The sequence below is a fragment of the Leeuwenhoekiella aequorea genome (genome assembly GCF_004104375.1).
In the GTDB taxonomy this organism is placed as follows: Bacteria; Bacteroidota; Bacteroidia; order Flavobacteriales; family Flavobacteriaceae; genus Leeuwenhoekiella; species Leeuwenhoekiella aequorea.
Genome location: NZ_QOVM01000002.1, coordinates 164,259 through 178,781, shown reverse-complemented (window position 1 = coordinate 178,781; position 14,523 = coordinate 164,259). Strand labels below are relative to the sequence as shown.

Below are 14,523 nucleotides of genomic sequence, written 5' to 3'. Positions count from 1 at the left end.
CAAAATTATGAGCAACTATCAAAGACAAATAATTTTACCCGAGATTGGGGAATCAGGACAAAAAAAGCTAGCTGATGCCCGCATTCTGGTTGTGGGTGCCGGTGGATTAGGATGTGCACTACTGCCCTATTTAGTAGGTTCGGGAATAGGGCGCATAGGTATTATAGATGGCGACCGTGTAGATCCTAGCAATTTGCATAGACAAATTCTTTATACACCAGATTCTGTAGGTAAATACAAAGTGGACGAAGCAAAGCAGTTTTTATTGATGCAAAGGCCAGATGTTATGATTGATACATATTCGACCTACTTAACAGGATTGAATGCCCATAAAATAGTTGAAGAATATGATGTTATTGTTGATGCAACAGATAGAATTAGTTCGCGGTATTTAATCAATGATACTGCTGTTTTATGTAATAAACCAATTGTTTACGCAAGTATTCATCGTTTTGAAGGACAAGTCTCGGTATTTAATTATAAGAATGGTCCTACGTATAGATGTCTATTTCCTAAAGCTGCTGAAGTTCCTAATTGTGCAGAGGCAGGTGTATTAGGTACCTGTGTGGGTTTTATTGGATTAATTCAGGCTCAAGAGGTTATAAAGGTGATTCTTGGAATTGGGGATGTGTTATCTGGAAAATTAATAATGTACAATACCCTTACAGCAAATCAACAGTGTTTTGAATTTACAAAAACGGAAAGAGCAGAAATCTCTCAAGATTTTTTTGAGAAATCACATATGAGACAAGACGTAAACACAGCAGGTTTTAATAATAACCAACCAGACGCCGGGACTTTTATAGATGTTCGGGAACTGGATGAGTTACCAAGAGTCAATTTTAATCAGCTAATAGAAATTCCAATTTTAGAGTTGAACCAGAAAATGAACCAACTAAATAAATTTGAAACTTACTATATATTTTGTCAAAGTGGAAAGCGAGCATTAAGTGCTGCCCAACAGATGTATGATGCTGGTTTCAATTATGTAACTGCCATTACAGATGGTGCAGAAGTAATTGCGAACCACAATAATTAAACTATTAAGAGTTAAGTACCAATAGTATTACAAATAAGAAAAAATGAAAAAAGTTTTTATTGAAGGCCCTGTCTCCAGTGATTTTATAGCACAATCAATTGCTAAACATCAAATTAAAACAAGCATAGGCGCACATAATATTTTTTTAGGTCAGGTACGCGCTGATGTTATTGATGACAAAAAGGTAGCAGCCATAGAATATACATGTTATGAAGCATTAGCAAATGAAAAACTTCATGAGATACGAGAAGAAGCTTTTGAGAAATTTGATTTAATATGTATGCACATCTATCATAGTATAGGCACCATAAAATCTGGTGAAGTTTGCTTCTTTGTATTTGTATCTTCAAAAAGACGCAAAGAAGTCTATGCTGCTACAGAATGGATTGTAAATGCTGTAAAGGACCGCACTCCTATTTTTGGTAAAGAATTATTTGAAGATAATAGTCATCAATGGAAAGTTAATAGTTAAAGCTAAAATCTCTCAACTAGAATTTATATAATGGTAGATATAACTCATAAAATAACCACCTTACGCACCGCTACAGCACAAGCTACTGTAACGGTTAGTAAACCGGAAACAATTGAAGCGCTAGAAAAGAATAAAGTGCCCAAGGGAAATGTATTTGAAATGGCAAAAACAGCAGGTTTATTTGCCGTAAAAAATACACATACGACAATTCCCGATTGTCATCCATTACCTATAGAATATACTGCTGTAGCTTACTCTATTAAAGATTTATCTATTCAGATTGAAATAACTGTAAAAACCGTTTATAAAACCGGTGTTGAGGTAGAAGCTATGCACGGAGCATCGGTAATAGCACTTACCATGTATGACATGCTTAAGCCTATAGATAAAGGCATTGAAATAAATTCGGTGAAGTTGCTGCATAAAAAAGGGGGTAAAAGCAGCTTTAAAGATCAGAATCCGTCCCGTTTGTCTGCACATATAATAGTTTGTTCAGATTCAATTACAGAAGGCAAAAAAGAAGATCAGGCAGGAAAAGCTATCATCAGCAAATTACAAAACCACAATGTGCAAATTCAAGGTTATGAGATTATCCCAGATGATTTAGAGACTATACGCAGCAAAGCGTTTCAACTATCTGATACAGTTAATTTATTAATATTTACCGGCGGTACAGGTTTGAGTATGCGAGATGTTACTCCAGAAGCTTTAGAGCCTATACTTGAACGGCGAATTCCAGGTGTGGAAGAAGCTATTCGTAATTATGGTCAGGATCGTATGCCCTATGCTATGCTTTCGCGTAGTGTTGCCGGTACGTTAGGCAATTGTTTAATTCTGGCGTTGCCAGGCTCTACAAACGGAGCGAGCGAATCTATGGATGCTGTATTTCCTCACTTACTGCACGTTTTTAAAATTTTAAGAGGTGCCCAACACAATTCTAATGATTAAAGACTCAAATATACTTACAGATACTCACAATAGAACGCATAATTATTTGCGAATTTCGTTGAGCGAAAAATGTAATCTACGCTGCACATACTGTATGCCTAAAGATGGTATTGCATTGAGCCCGCGTGCACATTTAATGACTGCAGATGAGATTGAGTCTATTGCTACAGTATTTGTAGACCATGGAGTTGACAAAATTAGACTTACTGGTGGTGAACCATTAGTACGTAAAGATTTTAAGATCATTTTAGAGAAGCTTTCTAAGCTGCCCGTTAAGCTTTCAATCACCACAAACGCTTTACTAACAGATCGATTTATTGAAGATTTCAAAAAATACGGACTACATGATATTAATGTTAGTCTAGATACTTTAGATACTGAAAAATTCAAGTTTATTACTCGGCGTGACCAGTTTAAATTAGCTTACGATAATATTCAGCAACTTATAAATGAGGGATTTAATGTGAAAATAAATGCGGTTTTGATGAAGGATTTTAATGAAGATGAAATCACCGATTTTATTGAATTAACTCGCAATCAAGAGATTAATGTTCGATTTATAGAGTTTATGCCATTTGATGGTAACGCCTGGAATAAAAATAAACTTGTTAGTCAAGCCGAAATATTAAATCGAGTTACCGATTTCTACGGAGTACAATCATTAAAACCTCTTACAAATGAACAAAATTTTACGGCTCGTAATTTTCAAATTGAACACTTTAAAGGCAGCTTCGGAATAATTAGTTCAGTTACAAATCCATTTTGTGATAGCTGTAATCGTATACGGCTAACAGCTGATGGCAAATTAAAAAACTGTTTGTTTTCTAACGATGAAACTAACTTGCTGACCGCCTTTAGAAATGGTGAAAATATTGAAGATTTAATCAATAAGTCGCTAAATAGCAAAAAGGCTGTGCGTGCCGGAATGACCGATTTTGATCAATTAACAAATCCTGATCTCCATTCAAATAATCGAAGTATGATTGCAATAGGTGGTTAAATATTAATTGTTCATTATAAGCTCAATTAAATTACGCTAAAGCCTTCCCTACAAGTTCTAAAGCTATTGAACTGAGAGGCAATTTTAATGCAGCTGAATGTCCTTTTTCAGACATTTTTGCCCAGGTTTTTTGAACAATATTAATCACTTTTTGTTTGTCGTGCTTAGCTGCAAAATCTTCAAAATAATACTGTAGGAAAACTAAGCAAATAACGTCTTCCAGTGTTTGAGAATCTTCATCTTTCTTTATGTGTTTTTTCTTTATTAGAAACTGGACTCGATCTATAAATCCCTGTTTGTAGTGAAATTCTCTAAGAATTGAGCCGGTAAGATCTGCGTGCATTTTTTTTAAATCTTCACGCCAGGTCAAATAGCCCACTCTATTCATAGGATAACTTTGTCGCGGAATTTTCCATCTACATATATGTTGGGCTCGGGCAGCGATTTGTAATTCGAGAGAAGCTTCTGTTTCAAATGAATTTAATTGTGATGTCATACGCTGTGAATACAAAAGTTCTTTAGGTATCTCCTGCCCCTCCGAAAATTCTAAGTTGGGATCTTCAGCATTTAACTTATCTATGGCTTCTATAACTTTATTGAATGGAGTTAGGATTTGTTTGTCCAAAATGATTTATGATATAAATGAATATACACGCTATTTTGGTTTCAATAGTCGTGCTTACAATAAAACCTAAGATACAAATAAAGATGCCCGATAGATAGACCTTTTATATCTATCTGCTTATAGCTTGTTTAGAAAACTATTTGGTATAGAGTTGGCTGTAGTACTGCTCAACTGTATTTTCCCAAGAAAATCGAGCTTCTTTTGCGTTTTTGCACATCCGTTTCCATCTTGGTTTATCGGTATAAAATACTTCAAGCACATTATTAAAAGCCAAAACCATGTTGTTGATTTTATCATCAATTGTGTCTCCATCAAATGCAAAACCATTAATATTGGCCTTTACAGTATCTATTAACCCACCGGTATGATGTACCAGACAAAGCACGCCATTGCGCATAGCTAGCATCTGACTAATACCACAGGGCTCAAAAAGACTTGGCATAAAATAGAGATCAGATTCTAGATATATAGAATCAATGATATCTTCAGATTGCCCATTTATGAATATAAAATTAGGATGCTCATAACTTATATCGCGCATTAAAGCTTCATATTCGGGCTCACCAGTTCCTAACAAAATAAAAATTCCGTTTTGTGCTGCTAAGTCATTTAATATTGCTTTAAAAGCCTGCGGATTCCGTTTAAAAAAATAGAATTTTTGCTCGGTCATTCTAGCTACACTCGAAGCGATAAAACTAGGCGGGTTATCTAATAGACAAACTACTTTCTCACCGGTATTAGCCAAGATATCCGATTTATATTTTTTTGATTCCTCCTGGATCCATTTAAATAATTGCCTTAAAATGTTTGGATATAATTTACCTTTTTCAGCAATACGGATATTTTCATAGTTTACACCATTTAAAATCCCATATAAACGACCCTCCTGGTCTGCTTTGATAAGATCGCTTTCCAAACTTTCACCACCTATAAATTCCGGTTTTTGGCTGGGTTTTAAAATATCCTGTTTATAGGACGGACTTACCGTATGCACCCGGTCTGCAAGTCGTATACCTAATGCCATCAAGTTTATACAATCGTTATAACGATCATCCTTTACCACTTCATATTCATATCCTATTTCAGGAAAAAAATTATTAACTGAAGCAAAATTTGCATTTAAAGGCCGTATTCCTTGTAAACTAAGATTGTGGATGCTGTAAACAAACCAACTCTCTTTTAATAGACTGTATTCTAAATTATATCGTTTATGAAAAAGCAAAAATGAAGTATGCCAATCGTGAAGGTGTATCACATCGACGTGATCAAATAAATTCTGTTTTATTGCTTGTGCTACTGCAGTATTAAAAATGAAATATTTTACAGCATCAGTGAAAAAGGGCTCTTCAGGATCATCATTATAAATATGAGCAATATTGCCCTCTACAATTTCAGGATGATGTATTACATAATGTTTAATACCTGAATAATCTTTCTTTGGTTTTACTTCATATAAATAGGCAATACTTTCTTCACCTCGTATTCTAATCCTTAAGTCACTTATAAAAAAAGCATTGTGATGCAGTCTGTTATAAGCTGGCACAACTACATGAACCTGATCGCCATTTGCAGCCAGTTGTCTTGGAACGTCTCTCACTACATCTGCCATACCTCCCGCTTTACAATTAGCAATCGCATCATTTTCTGCGGAAACAAATAAGAAATTTTTCATCTACTTCGGTATTGATCTAGCTATAAGCACGTTTAATAAACAACTCTATTATATTGTGGACTTTATATATAATTCCAAGAGAGAACAAATTAGTACTTCAATAATTATATTATCTTAAATAATATTTAAAACACACTACCGCTCCATTACATTTAATGCAATTTTCATAAACTCATAATCTAAATCTATAGCTTTTTACTTTAAGCAAAAATTAAGTCTGTATAAATTTTAAATTAAGAGTTGGTTTGTTTAACAATTAGTGATAAAAAACTTCTTTAAAATTAGTTTTAACGATTTACTAATACGCTTTTATCTCAAATGGGAGTATTTTACATTTTATGCGATACAACCACTTCTCCACCACAATCAAAATCCTTGTATTCCTAACATGTTTTAATGGAACAGCTCAAGATTTAACCACTAGTAAAGCCGGAGATTCTTTGCCAGATAATGAGGCTTCCATTTCTAAAAATGGACCCTACTTGTCTAATGCCATCAGAGAATATAACGAAGCTTATTTTGTACTTGACCGATTAAATACTTCTACAGGATTACCTCCAAACAAGTTTAACTTTCAATCCCCTCAAGCTACCTTAGAGCATTTTATATACAGTTCTCGTAATGGAAATTTTGAAGATGCCAGCTATGCTCTAAACCTAAATTTATTACCCAATACGATAACTAAAGAGCAGGCTGCCACACTTGCTGAAAAATTTTACTTTGTTTTAAATCAACGAGTCAAAATTAATTGGGGCGGACTCTCAGACCGTCCAGATGGCCAAATAGATATAAGTACAACCACAAATCAGGCTATTGCAGGAAAACCAATGCGTAGTGTGGTATTTGGCGAAGTAGATCTTGATGGTAGAGATATAATTTTACGTTTGCAACGCATTAAGTACAAAGAATATGGTGCTTTCTGGGTGATTTCTGCAAATACTGTAGAAAATATTGATGACTTGTATGATAAGTATGGTCCCAGAGAATTAGATCGTATGATGCCAGATTGGGCTCGTATTCAATTTCTAAATATGCCCGTCTGGAAGTTTGTAGGAACGTTACTACTTATTTTTCTTAGTTACCTTTTAGGAAAATTGAGTTTAATAGTTTTAAGAAAGCTCTTTAAAAAATCCAATAAAATTTGGGTAAAGACCATTGCTAAACGATTAGCAACTCCCGCGGGTTGGGCAATAGGTGTTTTGTTTTTTTACATTTCATTAAATAAACTTATTTCCTTTGGCGGAACTTTTGCAAGTACTTTATATGCGATACTCCTAATTGCCGTAATTGGTACAATCACTTGGTTTATAATGCGTTTCATCGATTCATTTATGGTTTACGTTGCAGAGACTAAAATAGGTGATACTAATCTGGAAGAGAATAACGAGTCCAGAATGATGCTAACTTATATTTCTGTCGCAAGAAGAGTGCTCACTTTTGTAGTAATTATCGTCGGTTTTTCAGTAATACTATCTCAATTTAGATCATTAGAAAAATTAGGAATTTCACTTATAGCTTCCGCCGGACTAGCAACAGTTGTTTTAGGTGTTGCTGCTCAAAGTACTTTAGGAAATATAATTGCGGGTATTCAAATAGCTCTTACTCGTCCCGCCCGAATAGGTGATACTGTGATAATAGATGACGATTGGGGATATGTTGAAGATATTCGATTTACGTATATGGTCGTTCGCACTTGGGATGAGAGACGCTTAATTGTACCGCTTAAGGAAATAATTTCTAAAACTTTTGAAAACTGGTCCATGACAAACGCTCATCAAATTAGACCTATAATTCTCCACGTAGATTATAAAACAGATGTAAATGCAATTAGATCTAAATTTGAAGAATTACTTGAAAATGAAGAAAAATGGGATCGCGATCACCCACCCGTGGTACAGGTGGTAGATATGAGCGAAAAAACAATGCAAGTACGTGCATTATGTAGCGCTAAAGATGCATCAGCAACTTGGGACCTTCATTGTACACTACGGGAGAAACTCATCACGTATATTTGCAAATTGGATAATGGTGAGCATTTATCTAAAATGCGTATTGAGCACGAGAAAACGAGAGAAAACAACCCAGATCAATAGACTGTTAGGTTACTTAATTATGAAGGATTTATTACACGCAAATTATGCCCATATTTTTGAACCTGAATTAATGCAGGAAATAATAGATGTGGGAATCATTAAAGAAGTTTCCGAGGGAGAGCTACTTATGGATATAGGACAGTATATCTCTGCAATGCCCTTATTAATTTCTGGCGCTATAAAAATCCTTAGAGAGGATGCAGAAGGAAATGAGTTGTTGTTGTATTTTTTAGAAAAAGGTGATACGTGTGCACTTACCTTATCTGTTAACCGCGGTCAACGTAAAAGTGAGATTAGAGCGATTGCAGAATTAAATACCGTTCTTATAATGATTCCTATTCAAAAAATGGAAGAATGGAGTTCTGCCTATAAATCCTGGCGCAATTTTATATTCGACAGTTACCAAAACAGACTTCAGGAGATGTTAGATACTATCGATAGTATTGCGTTTATGCGTATGGATGAACGCCTGCTAAAATACCTTAGAGATAAACAAAAATTAACTCAAAGTACTAGTTTACAAAGCACGCATCAAGATATTGCATATGAGATGCATACCTCTAGAGTAGTAATTTCAAGATTACTTAAAAAACTAGAAATTGAAGGCCGTATTCGCATTCAACGGAATAAGATAGAACTTCTTAATTTAGACTAAGCTTCTAGCGTCTCACGCATCGCTTTTGCTTTTAACAAACATTCTTCATACTCCTTTTCTGGTGTCGCCTGAGCGGTAATTGCACTTCCTACTGAAAAGGAAACGTAAGGTTTCTCTGCATTATATAAAATACTACGTATTACCACATTGAAATCAAAATCACCATTGGGTTCAAAATAGCCAATCGATCCGCTGTATAATCCTCTTTTTGTATTTTCTAATGACTCAATAATTTGCATTGCTGAAAGTTTAGGCGCACCAGTCATACTGCCCATCGGGAATGTATTTTCAATACACATAACGGGATTTGTTGATCCTGAAACTTTAGCAGTTATAGTAGAAATCATTTGATGAACCTGCTTAAATGAATATACTTTACAAAGTTCTACTACTTCAACACTTCCTTTGCTAGCTATTTTAGATAAATCATTACGAACGAGGTCAGTTATCATGATATTCTCAGAACGTTCTTTGAGATCGTCTTGTAATTGAAAAACTACCTGTTGGTCTTTGTTAGGATCTATATTTCTACCGGCAGTACCTTTTATGGGTTGACTAATTAATTCACTTCCTCTTTTACATAAATAACGTTCTGGAGAAGAACACAACGCATACCTGTTCTTTAGCTTTAAAAATGCAGCAAATGGCGCTTGAGAAATTTTATTTAAATGAGTAAAACTTCTTATAGGATCTATTTGTGTTTCAGCATAAAACTCCTGACAAAAGTTCGCTTCATAAATATCACCTCGCTGAATATGGTCAAGCATACTTCTTACTTGGTTACAATACGCATCTTTATTAAATCTTACTTTGATTTCTGGCGATTCATAACGCTGAGAATATTTATCATTTTGAGACTTGTAAAATATATTCTGATAATCTGTTTCAATATCCTCTTCAACATCTGGCAGATACATAAAATCTATGACACTATTCCTAATTTTAATGAGCTTCAGCGGCTGAAAGAAATATACTGTAGGAAAGCCTAGTCCATCAGTATTAGCGGATTCTAGATCTTCTAAATTATTTTTTAAGTCGTAGGTTAGGAAACCCAGAAGCCAATCCTTAGTATTAGATCTATAATATTCAAGATCCTCAAAAACGCCATCTGTTTGAGTTTCAAATTGTGATTTAACACCAGCACCTAATAAATAATCAAATTTCCCATAAGGGTCAATATGACCATTAGATAATAATAAACATCCCACGTTGTATGTCTTTAACCAGTGTAGTAAACTGGTTTCAATATTTACATCATTCGGAATTTGCCTTGTGACTGTACTACGCATATGAGCGTAAAATTACAGTTATTGAAATAAAAAAACCGCTAATATAATTAGCGGTTTACTTTTAAATTTAGAGATAGATTATTGTTTATCTATCCAGGATTTAATATCCTCTTTAGTTTTTCCTGTTTTCTCTTGAAGCCTTCCTAGCATTTGGTCAAATTTTCCTTCTGCGTGTGTAGTATCGTCATCAGTAAGATCACCATACTCTTCTTTAAATTTACCTCTTACTTGCTTCCACTTTCCTTCTAATTGATCGCTATTCATAATATTTAGATTTTTGATTATTAGTAATATTTAAAATTACTTCTATCAATAAACTATTTCGCCCAAGAAAAAGCCAATCTTTAATAAGCAAGCGTTAAATTTACTTAAAATTAAAAAACGATGCCTAAAATTATCTTTTCCGCAATATTGCTACTGATTATAACAGCTTGTAATAATTCATCTAAAAACAAAGCTACCCCTGATCAAACCACTTCTGCTGATGCCACCTACTATTTTATAAGGCATGCTGACAAAGTGAGGGGACCTAATGCTGGAGAAAATCCTGCTTTAAACGAAACCGGTAAAGCACGTGCCGATTTCTGGGCAGAGCAATTTAAGGACATTGATTTTGATGCTGTATATAGCACAGATTTTAAGCGTACACGCAATACTGCACTACCCACTGCAAAAAAGAATAATCTATCAGTACAGATCTATGAACCCTCATCCACGTTCTATTCTAATTTTAAAAATGAGAACTCTGGACAAACGGTATTAATTGTAGGACATAGCAATACGACACCAGCCTTTGTGAACGCGATTTTAGGAACTCAAAAATATTCAGAAATAAATGATGCGACCTACGGCAATTTGTACATCGTACGCATTATTAATGGCGTTGCTGAAGTTGAGCTAAAAGAATTTAACAACTGGAACAACCAGTAACTTCAATATTTTCTAGTTCGATTTTTGAAAGAAGCTCGAGTTTTCCATTTTCAAAAAGACTGTCTAAGGATTCTAACGGAGGAAATTGTTCTTCCGTTTTGTAGTTATTATAATCCACAAAACGAATACCCTTCACAGTTCTCTCGTTATAAGCTTCTCTAAAACGTGTTCCTCCTTCGTTGACGTGGTAGTTGTAGGCTAAATAACCGACCGTAAAATCTTCGGTATTTATCCAATACATATAATTGTCTTCAAAGTCCTCTCCTCCTCCTTCTTCATCAAACTTAACTTCGATTTTATAATATGTTTTTCCGTTAACAACAGACTCTCCTACATTCTTTGCTTGTACTGCATCTGCATCAAGACCATAGGGTAACACCGAAAAATAATGAACAGAATTTACACCACCCGCAAGACTACTTATCAATGAATCTTCTAGAGTAATTGCTTTATTATTTATCAAACGTTTAAAGTCTGAATTTGTCAATTGATCAAGTGTATCGTTACAAGTACCATCAGAACAGCGCTCCAGGCGATACGCACCATTATTGCGATAAGCTCTGTAAAATTTATCTCTAAAATTAAATGTGATGGTTGCAGTATCTATAATATTTCCTCCCGCACGTTCAATGGCCCGCGAAATTATTGTAGCTGAGTCTAGATCTTTGATTTCTTTTTTACATCCTACAAAACTTAAAATTGCAAAGGATAAAAGAAGTAATTTTTTCATTATATATTTTTTGTGACTTACAAAATTAAAGTAATTGATGCCAATAGCAGTCCATTTGATAAATTAGTACTTTTACAATCTTATGAAACAAGAAAACACAATAAACATTAAAAACAAGAAGGCTCGTTTTGAATATGAGATTCTTGATAAATATATTGCAGGTATTAAACTTGCAGGCACCGAAATAAAATCTATTCGTGAAGGAAAAGCGTCTATTGCAGAAAGCTTTTGTGAATTTTCTAGTGATGAGTTATTTGTTATTAATATGACCATTCAGGAATATTCTCACGCTACCTATTTTAACCACAACCCTAAAAGTAGTCGTAAGCTCCTGCTTAATCGCAGAGAACTTAACAAACTGCATAAAGAAGTTAAAAATGGCGGACTCACAATCGTACCGTTACGCTTATTTATAAATGACCGAGGCCTTGCAAAAATGCAGATCGCGCTTGCTAAGGGTAAAAAATTATACGATAAACGAGAGGTTATAAAAGATCGGGATTCTAAGAAGAGACTAGGACAAATTAAGAAGGCATTTAATAATTAATTGCAACGTATTAAAAGTAGCTTAAGTCTTTAAAGCAAAAGCATATAGATGATAAAAAAGTTACTATTCTCCATTTTACTAGTTGTATCTTCTTTTGGTTATAGTCAAATAAACGGTACTGTTACTAATGCTCAAAATGAGCCGCTACCCTATGTAAATATTTATCTAAAAAATGCCAACACCGGGACAACTTCTAACGGTGATGGTGTTTATAACTTAAATGTGGGTAAATTAGGAAAACACGTCGTTACTTTTCAATTTTTAGGATATACAACTCAGGATATTGAAATTGATATCAAAAAGTTTCCTTTTACATTAAATGCGGTATTAACCGAGGAAACGACTTCTCTCGATGAAGTTGTATTAAACGCAAAAACAAACCCCGCAGATAGAATTATACGCGAGGTCATTAAGTCTAAACCTCAAATTTTAGATAAACAAAGAGAGTACACTGCAGATTTTTATTCCCGGGGATTATGGCGTGTAGAAAATGCTCCAGAGAAATTCTTTGGTCAGGAAATTGGAGATCTCGGAGGCGGCTTAGACTCAACAAGAACCGGAATTGTTTATCTAAGTGAAACTATATCTAAAATCGCTTATAAGGCTCCAGATGATTTTAAAGAAGTTATTACGGCTAGTAAAGTGAGTGGTGATAGTAATGGCTTTAGTTTTAATAGTGCTCAAGAAGCAGACTTTTCATTTTACAACAATACTTTAGAAATACAGGCACAACTGGTTTCTCCTATCGCAGATAACGCCTTTAACTACTATACTTACAAACTCATAGGCACATTTAAAACAGATAATAAACTCATAAATAAAATTCAGGTTACGCCAAAACGTAAAAATGATCGCGTATTTGAAGGTTTATTGTATGTAGTTGAAGATGACTGGCAGCTTTATGGTGTAGAACTTACAACCACAGGTTCTGCAATTCAAGTTCCTTTTGTAGAGTCTTTAGTTTTCAAGCATAATTTTAAGTATGATGAAATCCAAGAGTTATGGGTGAAAATTTCGCAAAGTATCGATTTCAGTTTTAAACTATTTGGTTTTGGTGGAAACGGAAGATTTTCAGCAGTTTATAGTAACTATGATTTTAACCCGAAATTTGATCGTACGAGTTTTACCAATGAAGTATTAAGTTTTAAACCCGAAGCCAATACAAAAGATAGTGCTTTCTGGCAGCAAATCCGTCCAATTCCGCTTACTTCTGCAGAGCGCCAGGATTATGTAATAAAGGATAGTTTGCAAGAAAAACGCGATTCTAAACCTTATAAAGATTCCGTAGATACTGCACATAACAAATTTAGGTTGGGTGATATACTTATGGGCTACAGTTTTCAGAATACATACGACAGATGGCGATTGAGTTACGATCCCGTTTTAACTTCGGTGGCTTTTAATACCATTCAGGGATTTAACGCTTCAGCCGGCATTAACTATTCTACGTGGACAGAAAATTATAAACAGGCAACTAACGTGAGTCTAGCTGCAAATTATGGTCTTGATGAGGAACGTTTGAGAGTTACTGGAAGATTTGCCAAACGTTTTGATAGAATAAAAAATACAACCTTAGCCCTAGCTGCGGGAACTCAAACGCAGCAGTTTAATTCTGAACAACCGATCTCTACATTAGAAAATAGTTTTGCGACTCTGATTTGGAAAAAGAACTACGCGAAATTCTATGAGCTTGATTTTGCAAGACTAACTTTCTCTCAAGAAGTAGTTAATGGATTGCAACTTACAGTGCAAGCAGGGTATGAAAAACGTTCACCCCTGTTTAATACTACAGACCAGACATTTTTTGATTGGGATTTTCCATATACTTCAAACAATCCATTAAATCCGCAAGATTTTACAAATCCTAGTTTTGAAACCCATAGTCTTGCAAAGTTTAATTTACAGGCTGTAGTAAATTTTGATCAGAAATACATGAGTTATCCCGATGGAAAGTTCAAAGTAGACGATTCAAAATATCCAACACTTTATTTAACTGCCGAGCAAACTCTTGGAGCTACAAATTCAGATTATAACTTTACAGAGCTCAAAGCAGAAATACGCCAGGAGTTAACATTAGGTAACAAAGGAGATTTTGGTTATGCTGTTACCGGAGGAACATTTTTAAATGCTGAAAATATAAGTTTTGTTGATTACCAGCACTTTAATGGTAACCAAACCTTTGTAAATCTCAGAAACCAAAGATTAACCGGTTTTAATGCAATGCCATACTATGATTTTAGTACTAATAATAGCTTTCTTGAGGCACATATCGAGCATAATTTTAAAGGTTTTATTCTTGGGAAAGTACCAGCTCTTAGAGCACTAAACTTAAATCTAGTTACCGGAGTTCATACCCTTCTAACGAATGAAAATAAACCATACACCGAATTCAATATTGGTGTAGATAATCTAGGTTTTGGTAAATTAAAATTTTTACGAGTTGACTACGTTAGATCCTTTAATGGTCCTAATAAAGAAGGGACATTTGTATTTGGTATTAGTTTTTGATCGCTTATTCTTTGT

General features: G+C 34.5%; 14 protein-coding genes. 9 read left to right on the top strand and 5 right to left on the bottom strand.

Features of this window, described 5'->3' with window-relative positions:
• The first annotated feature begins 7 nt into the window (after positions 1–7).
• Genes DSM00_RS04780 through moaA form a run of 4 tightly spaced genes read left to right on the top strand, consistent with a single transcriptional unit; the run spans position 8 to position 3,459 of the window.
• Positions 8–1,039, top strand: a complete 1,032-nt coding sequence (locus DSM00_RS04780; protein ID WP_128756891.1) for a HesA/MoeB/ThiF family protein — start codon at positions 8–10, stop codon at positions 1,037–1,039.
• Positions 1,040–1,082: 43 nt separating this feature from the next.
• On the top strand, positions 1,083–1,511 hold the full coding sequence (locus DSM00_RS04775) for a molybdenum cofactor biosynthesis protein MoaE (protein WP_128756890.1): 429 nt from the start codon (positions 1,083–1,085) through the stop codon (positions 1,509–1,511).
• 30 nt (positions 1,512–1,541) lie between these two features.
• Positions 1,542–2,459: a bifunctional molybdenum cofactor biosynthesis protein MoaC/MoaB gene (gene moaCB, locus DSM00_RS04770; protein ID WP_128756889.1), complete on the top strand. Its 918-nt coding sequence runs from the start codon at positions 1,542–1,544 to the stop codon at positions 2,457–2,459.
• Positions 2,452–3,459 (top strand): GTP 3',8-cyclase MoaA, encoded by a 1,008-nt coding sequence (gene moaA / locus DSM00_RS04765; protein ID WP_128756888.1) that lies wholly within the window; start codon positions 2,452–2,454, stop codon positions 3,457–3,459. The genes moaCB and moaA overlap by 8 nt, the downstream gene beginning before the upstream one ends.
• 31 nt (positions 3,460–3,490) lie before the next feature.
• Here the strand turns inward: moaA and DSM00_RS04760 are convergent, their stop codons facing one another.
• Both DSM00_RS04760 and DSM00_RS04755 read right to left on the bottom strand, forming a co-directional pair.
• Positions 3,491–4,084 (bottom strand): DUF4202 domain-containing protein, encoded by a 594-nt coding sequence (locus DSM00_RS04760; RefSeq protein WP_394365792.1) that lies wholly within the window; start codon positions 4,082–4,084, stop codon positions 3,491–3,493.
• Between the two features lie 136 nt (positions 4,085–4,220).
• Positions 4,221–5,756, bottom strand: coding sequence for a glycogen synthase (locus DSM00_RS04755; protein WP_128756887.1), 1,536 nt, complete (start codon positions 5,754–5,756; stop codon positions 4,221–4,223).
• A 338-nt stretch (positions 5,757–6,094) separates the two neighbouring features.
• Between DSM00_RS04755 and DSM00_RS04750 the strand changes: the two genes are divergently transcribed.
• Positions 6,095–7,849 (top strand): mechanosensitive ion channel family protein, encoded by a 1,755-nt coding sequence (locus DSM00_RS04750; protein ID WP_128756886.1) that lies wholly within the window; start codon positions 6,095–6,097, stop codon positions 7,847–7,849.
• Between the two features lie 19 nt (positions 7,850–7,868).
• A complete protein-coding gene (locus tag DSM00_RS04745; RefSeq protein WP_128756885.1) occupies positions 7,869–8,504 on the top strand; it encodes a Crp/Fnr family transcriptional regulator in 636 nt (211 codons plus the stop codon).
• Here DSM00_RS04745 and DSM00_RS04740 read toward each other — a convergent pair.
• Both DSM00_RS04740 and DSM00_RS04735 read right to left on the bottom strand, forming a co-directional pair.
• Complete coding sequence (locus tag DSM00_RS04740) at positions 8,501–9,793, bottom strand: anthranilate synthase component I family protein (RefSeq protein WP_128756884.1); 1,293 nt, start codon at positions 9,791–9,793, stop codon at positions 8,501–8,503. The two genes, DSM00_RS04745 and DSM00_RS04740, sit on opposite strands and share 4 nt — an antisense overlap.
• Before the next feature lie 78 nt (positions 9,794–9,871).
• Positions 9,872–10,057 (bottom strand): CsbD family protein, encoded by a 186-nt coding sequence (locus DSM00_RS04735; RefSeq protein ID WP_128756883.1) that lies wholly within the window; start codon positions 10,055–10,057, stop codon positions 9,872–9,874.
• Positions 10,058–10,177: 120 nt separating this feature from the next.
• Here DSM00_RS04735 and DSM00_RS04730 point away from each other — a divergent pair, with 120 nt between their 5' ends.
• Positions 10,178–10,723 carry a phosphoglycerate mutase family protein gene (locus DSM00_RS04730; RefSeq protein WP_128756882.1) on the top strand — a complete coding sequence of 182 codons (546 nt, stop codon included), beginning with the start codon at positions 10,178–10,180 and terminating at the stop codon, positions 10,721–10,723.
• On the opposite strand, the gene DSM00_RS04725 is transcribed toward DSM00_RS04730, so the two are convergent.
• Positions 10,701–11,453 carry a DUF6503 family protein gene (locus tag DSM00_RS04725; RefSeq protein WP_128756881.1) on the bottom strand — a complete coding sequence of 251 codons (753 nt, stop codon included), beginning with the start codon at positions 11,451–11,453 and terminating at the stop codon, positions 10,701–10,703. The genes DSM00_RS04730 and DSM00_RS04725 overlap by 23 nt on opposite strands.
• A gap of 82 nt (positions 11,454–11,535) precedes the next feature.
• On the opposite strand from DSM00_RS04725, the gene smpB reads away from it, so the two are divergent.
• Together smpB and DSM00_RS04715 are read left to right on the top strand one after the other, a co-directional pair.
• Complete coding sequence (gene smpB, locus DSM00_RS04720) at positions 11,536–12,000, top strand: SsrA-binding protein SmpB (protein WP_128756880.1); 465 nt, start codon at positions 11,536–11,538, stop codon at positions 11,998–12,000.
• Positions 12,001–12,048: 48 nt separating this feature from the next.
• The gene (locus DSM00_RS04715; RefSeq protein ID WP_128756879.1) at positions 12,049–14,508 is read left to right on the top strand and encodes a DUF5686 and carboxypeptidase regulatory-like domain-containing protein; all 2,460 of its coding nucleotides are present in this window, start codon (positions 12,049–12,051) and stop codon (positions 14,506–14,508) included.
• Positions 14,509–14,523 lie beyond the last annotated feature (15 nt).

What these genes read in the sequence shown, in the direction of transcription:
- DSM00_RS04780 (WP_128756891.1), top strand. Translation starts at nt 8, where the DNA reads ATGAGCAACTATCAAAGACAAATAATTTTACCCGAGATTGGGGAATCA.
- DSM00_RS04725 (WP_128756881.1), bottom strand. Translation starts at nt 11,453, where the DNA reads ATGAAAAAATTACTTCTTTTATCCTTTGCAATTTTAAGTTTTGTAGGA.
- DSM00_RS04750 (WP_128756886.1), top strand. Translation starts at nt 6,095, where the DNA reads ATGCGATACAACCACTTCTCCACCACAATCAAAATCCTTGTATTCCTA.
- smpB (WP_128756880.1), top strand. Translation starts at nt 11,536, where the DNA reads ATGAAACAAGAAAACACAATAAACATTAAAAACAAGAAGGCTCGTTTT.
- DSM00_RS04755 (WP_128756887.1), bottom strand. Translation starts at nt 5,756, where the DNA reads ATGAAAAATTTCTTATTTGTTTCCGCAGAAAATGATGCGATTGCTAAT.
- DSM00_RS04715 (WP_128756879.1), top strand. Translation starts at nt 12,049, where the DNA reads ATGATAAAAAAGTTACTATTCTCCATTTTACTAGTTGTATCTTCTTTT.
- DSM00_RS04775 (WP_128756890.1), top strand. Translation starts at nt 1,083, where the DNA reads ATGAAAAAAGTTTTTATTGAAGGCCCTGTCTCCAGTGATTTTATAGCA.
- moaCB (WP_128756889.1), top strand. Translation starts at nt 1,542, where the DNA reads ATGGTAGATATAACTCATAAAATAACCACCTTACGCACCGCTACAGCA.
- DSM00_RS04735 (WP_128756883.1), bottom strand. Translation starts at nt 10,057, where the DNA reads ATGAATAGCGATCAATTAGAAGGAAAGTGGAAGCAAGTAAGAGGTAAA.
- DSM00_RS04730 (WP_128756882.1), top strand. Translation starts at nt 10,178, where the DNA reads ATGCCTAAAATTATCTTTTCCGCAATATTGCTACTGATTATAACAGCT.
- moaA (WP_128756888.1), top strand. Translation starts at nt 2,452, where the DNA reads ATGATTAAAGACTCAAATATACTTACAGATACTCACAATAGAACGCAT.
- DSM00_RS04740 (WP_128756884.1), bottom strand. Translation starts at nt 9,793, where the DNA reads ATGCGTAGTACAGTCACAAGGCAAATTCCGAATGATGTAAATATTGAA.
- DSM00_RS04745 (WP_128756885.1), top strand. Translation starts at nt 7,869, where the DNA reads ATGAAGGATTTATTACACGCAAATTATGCCCATATTTTTGAACCTGAA.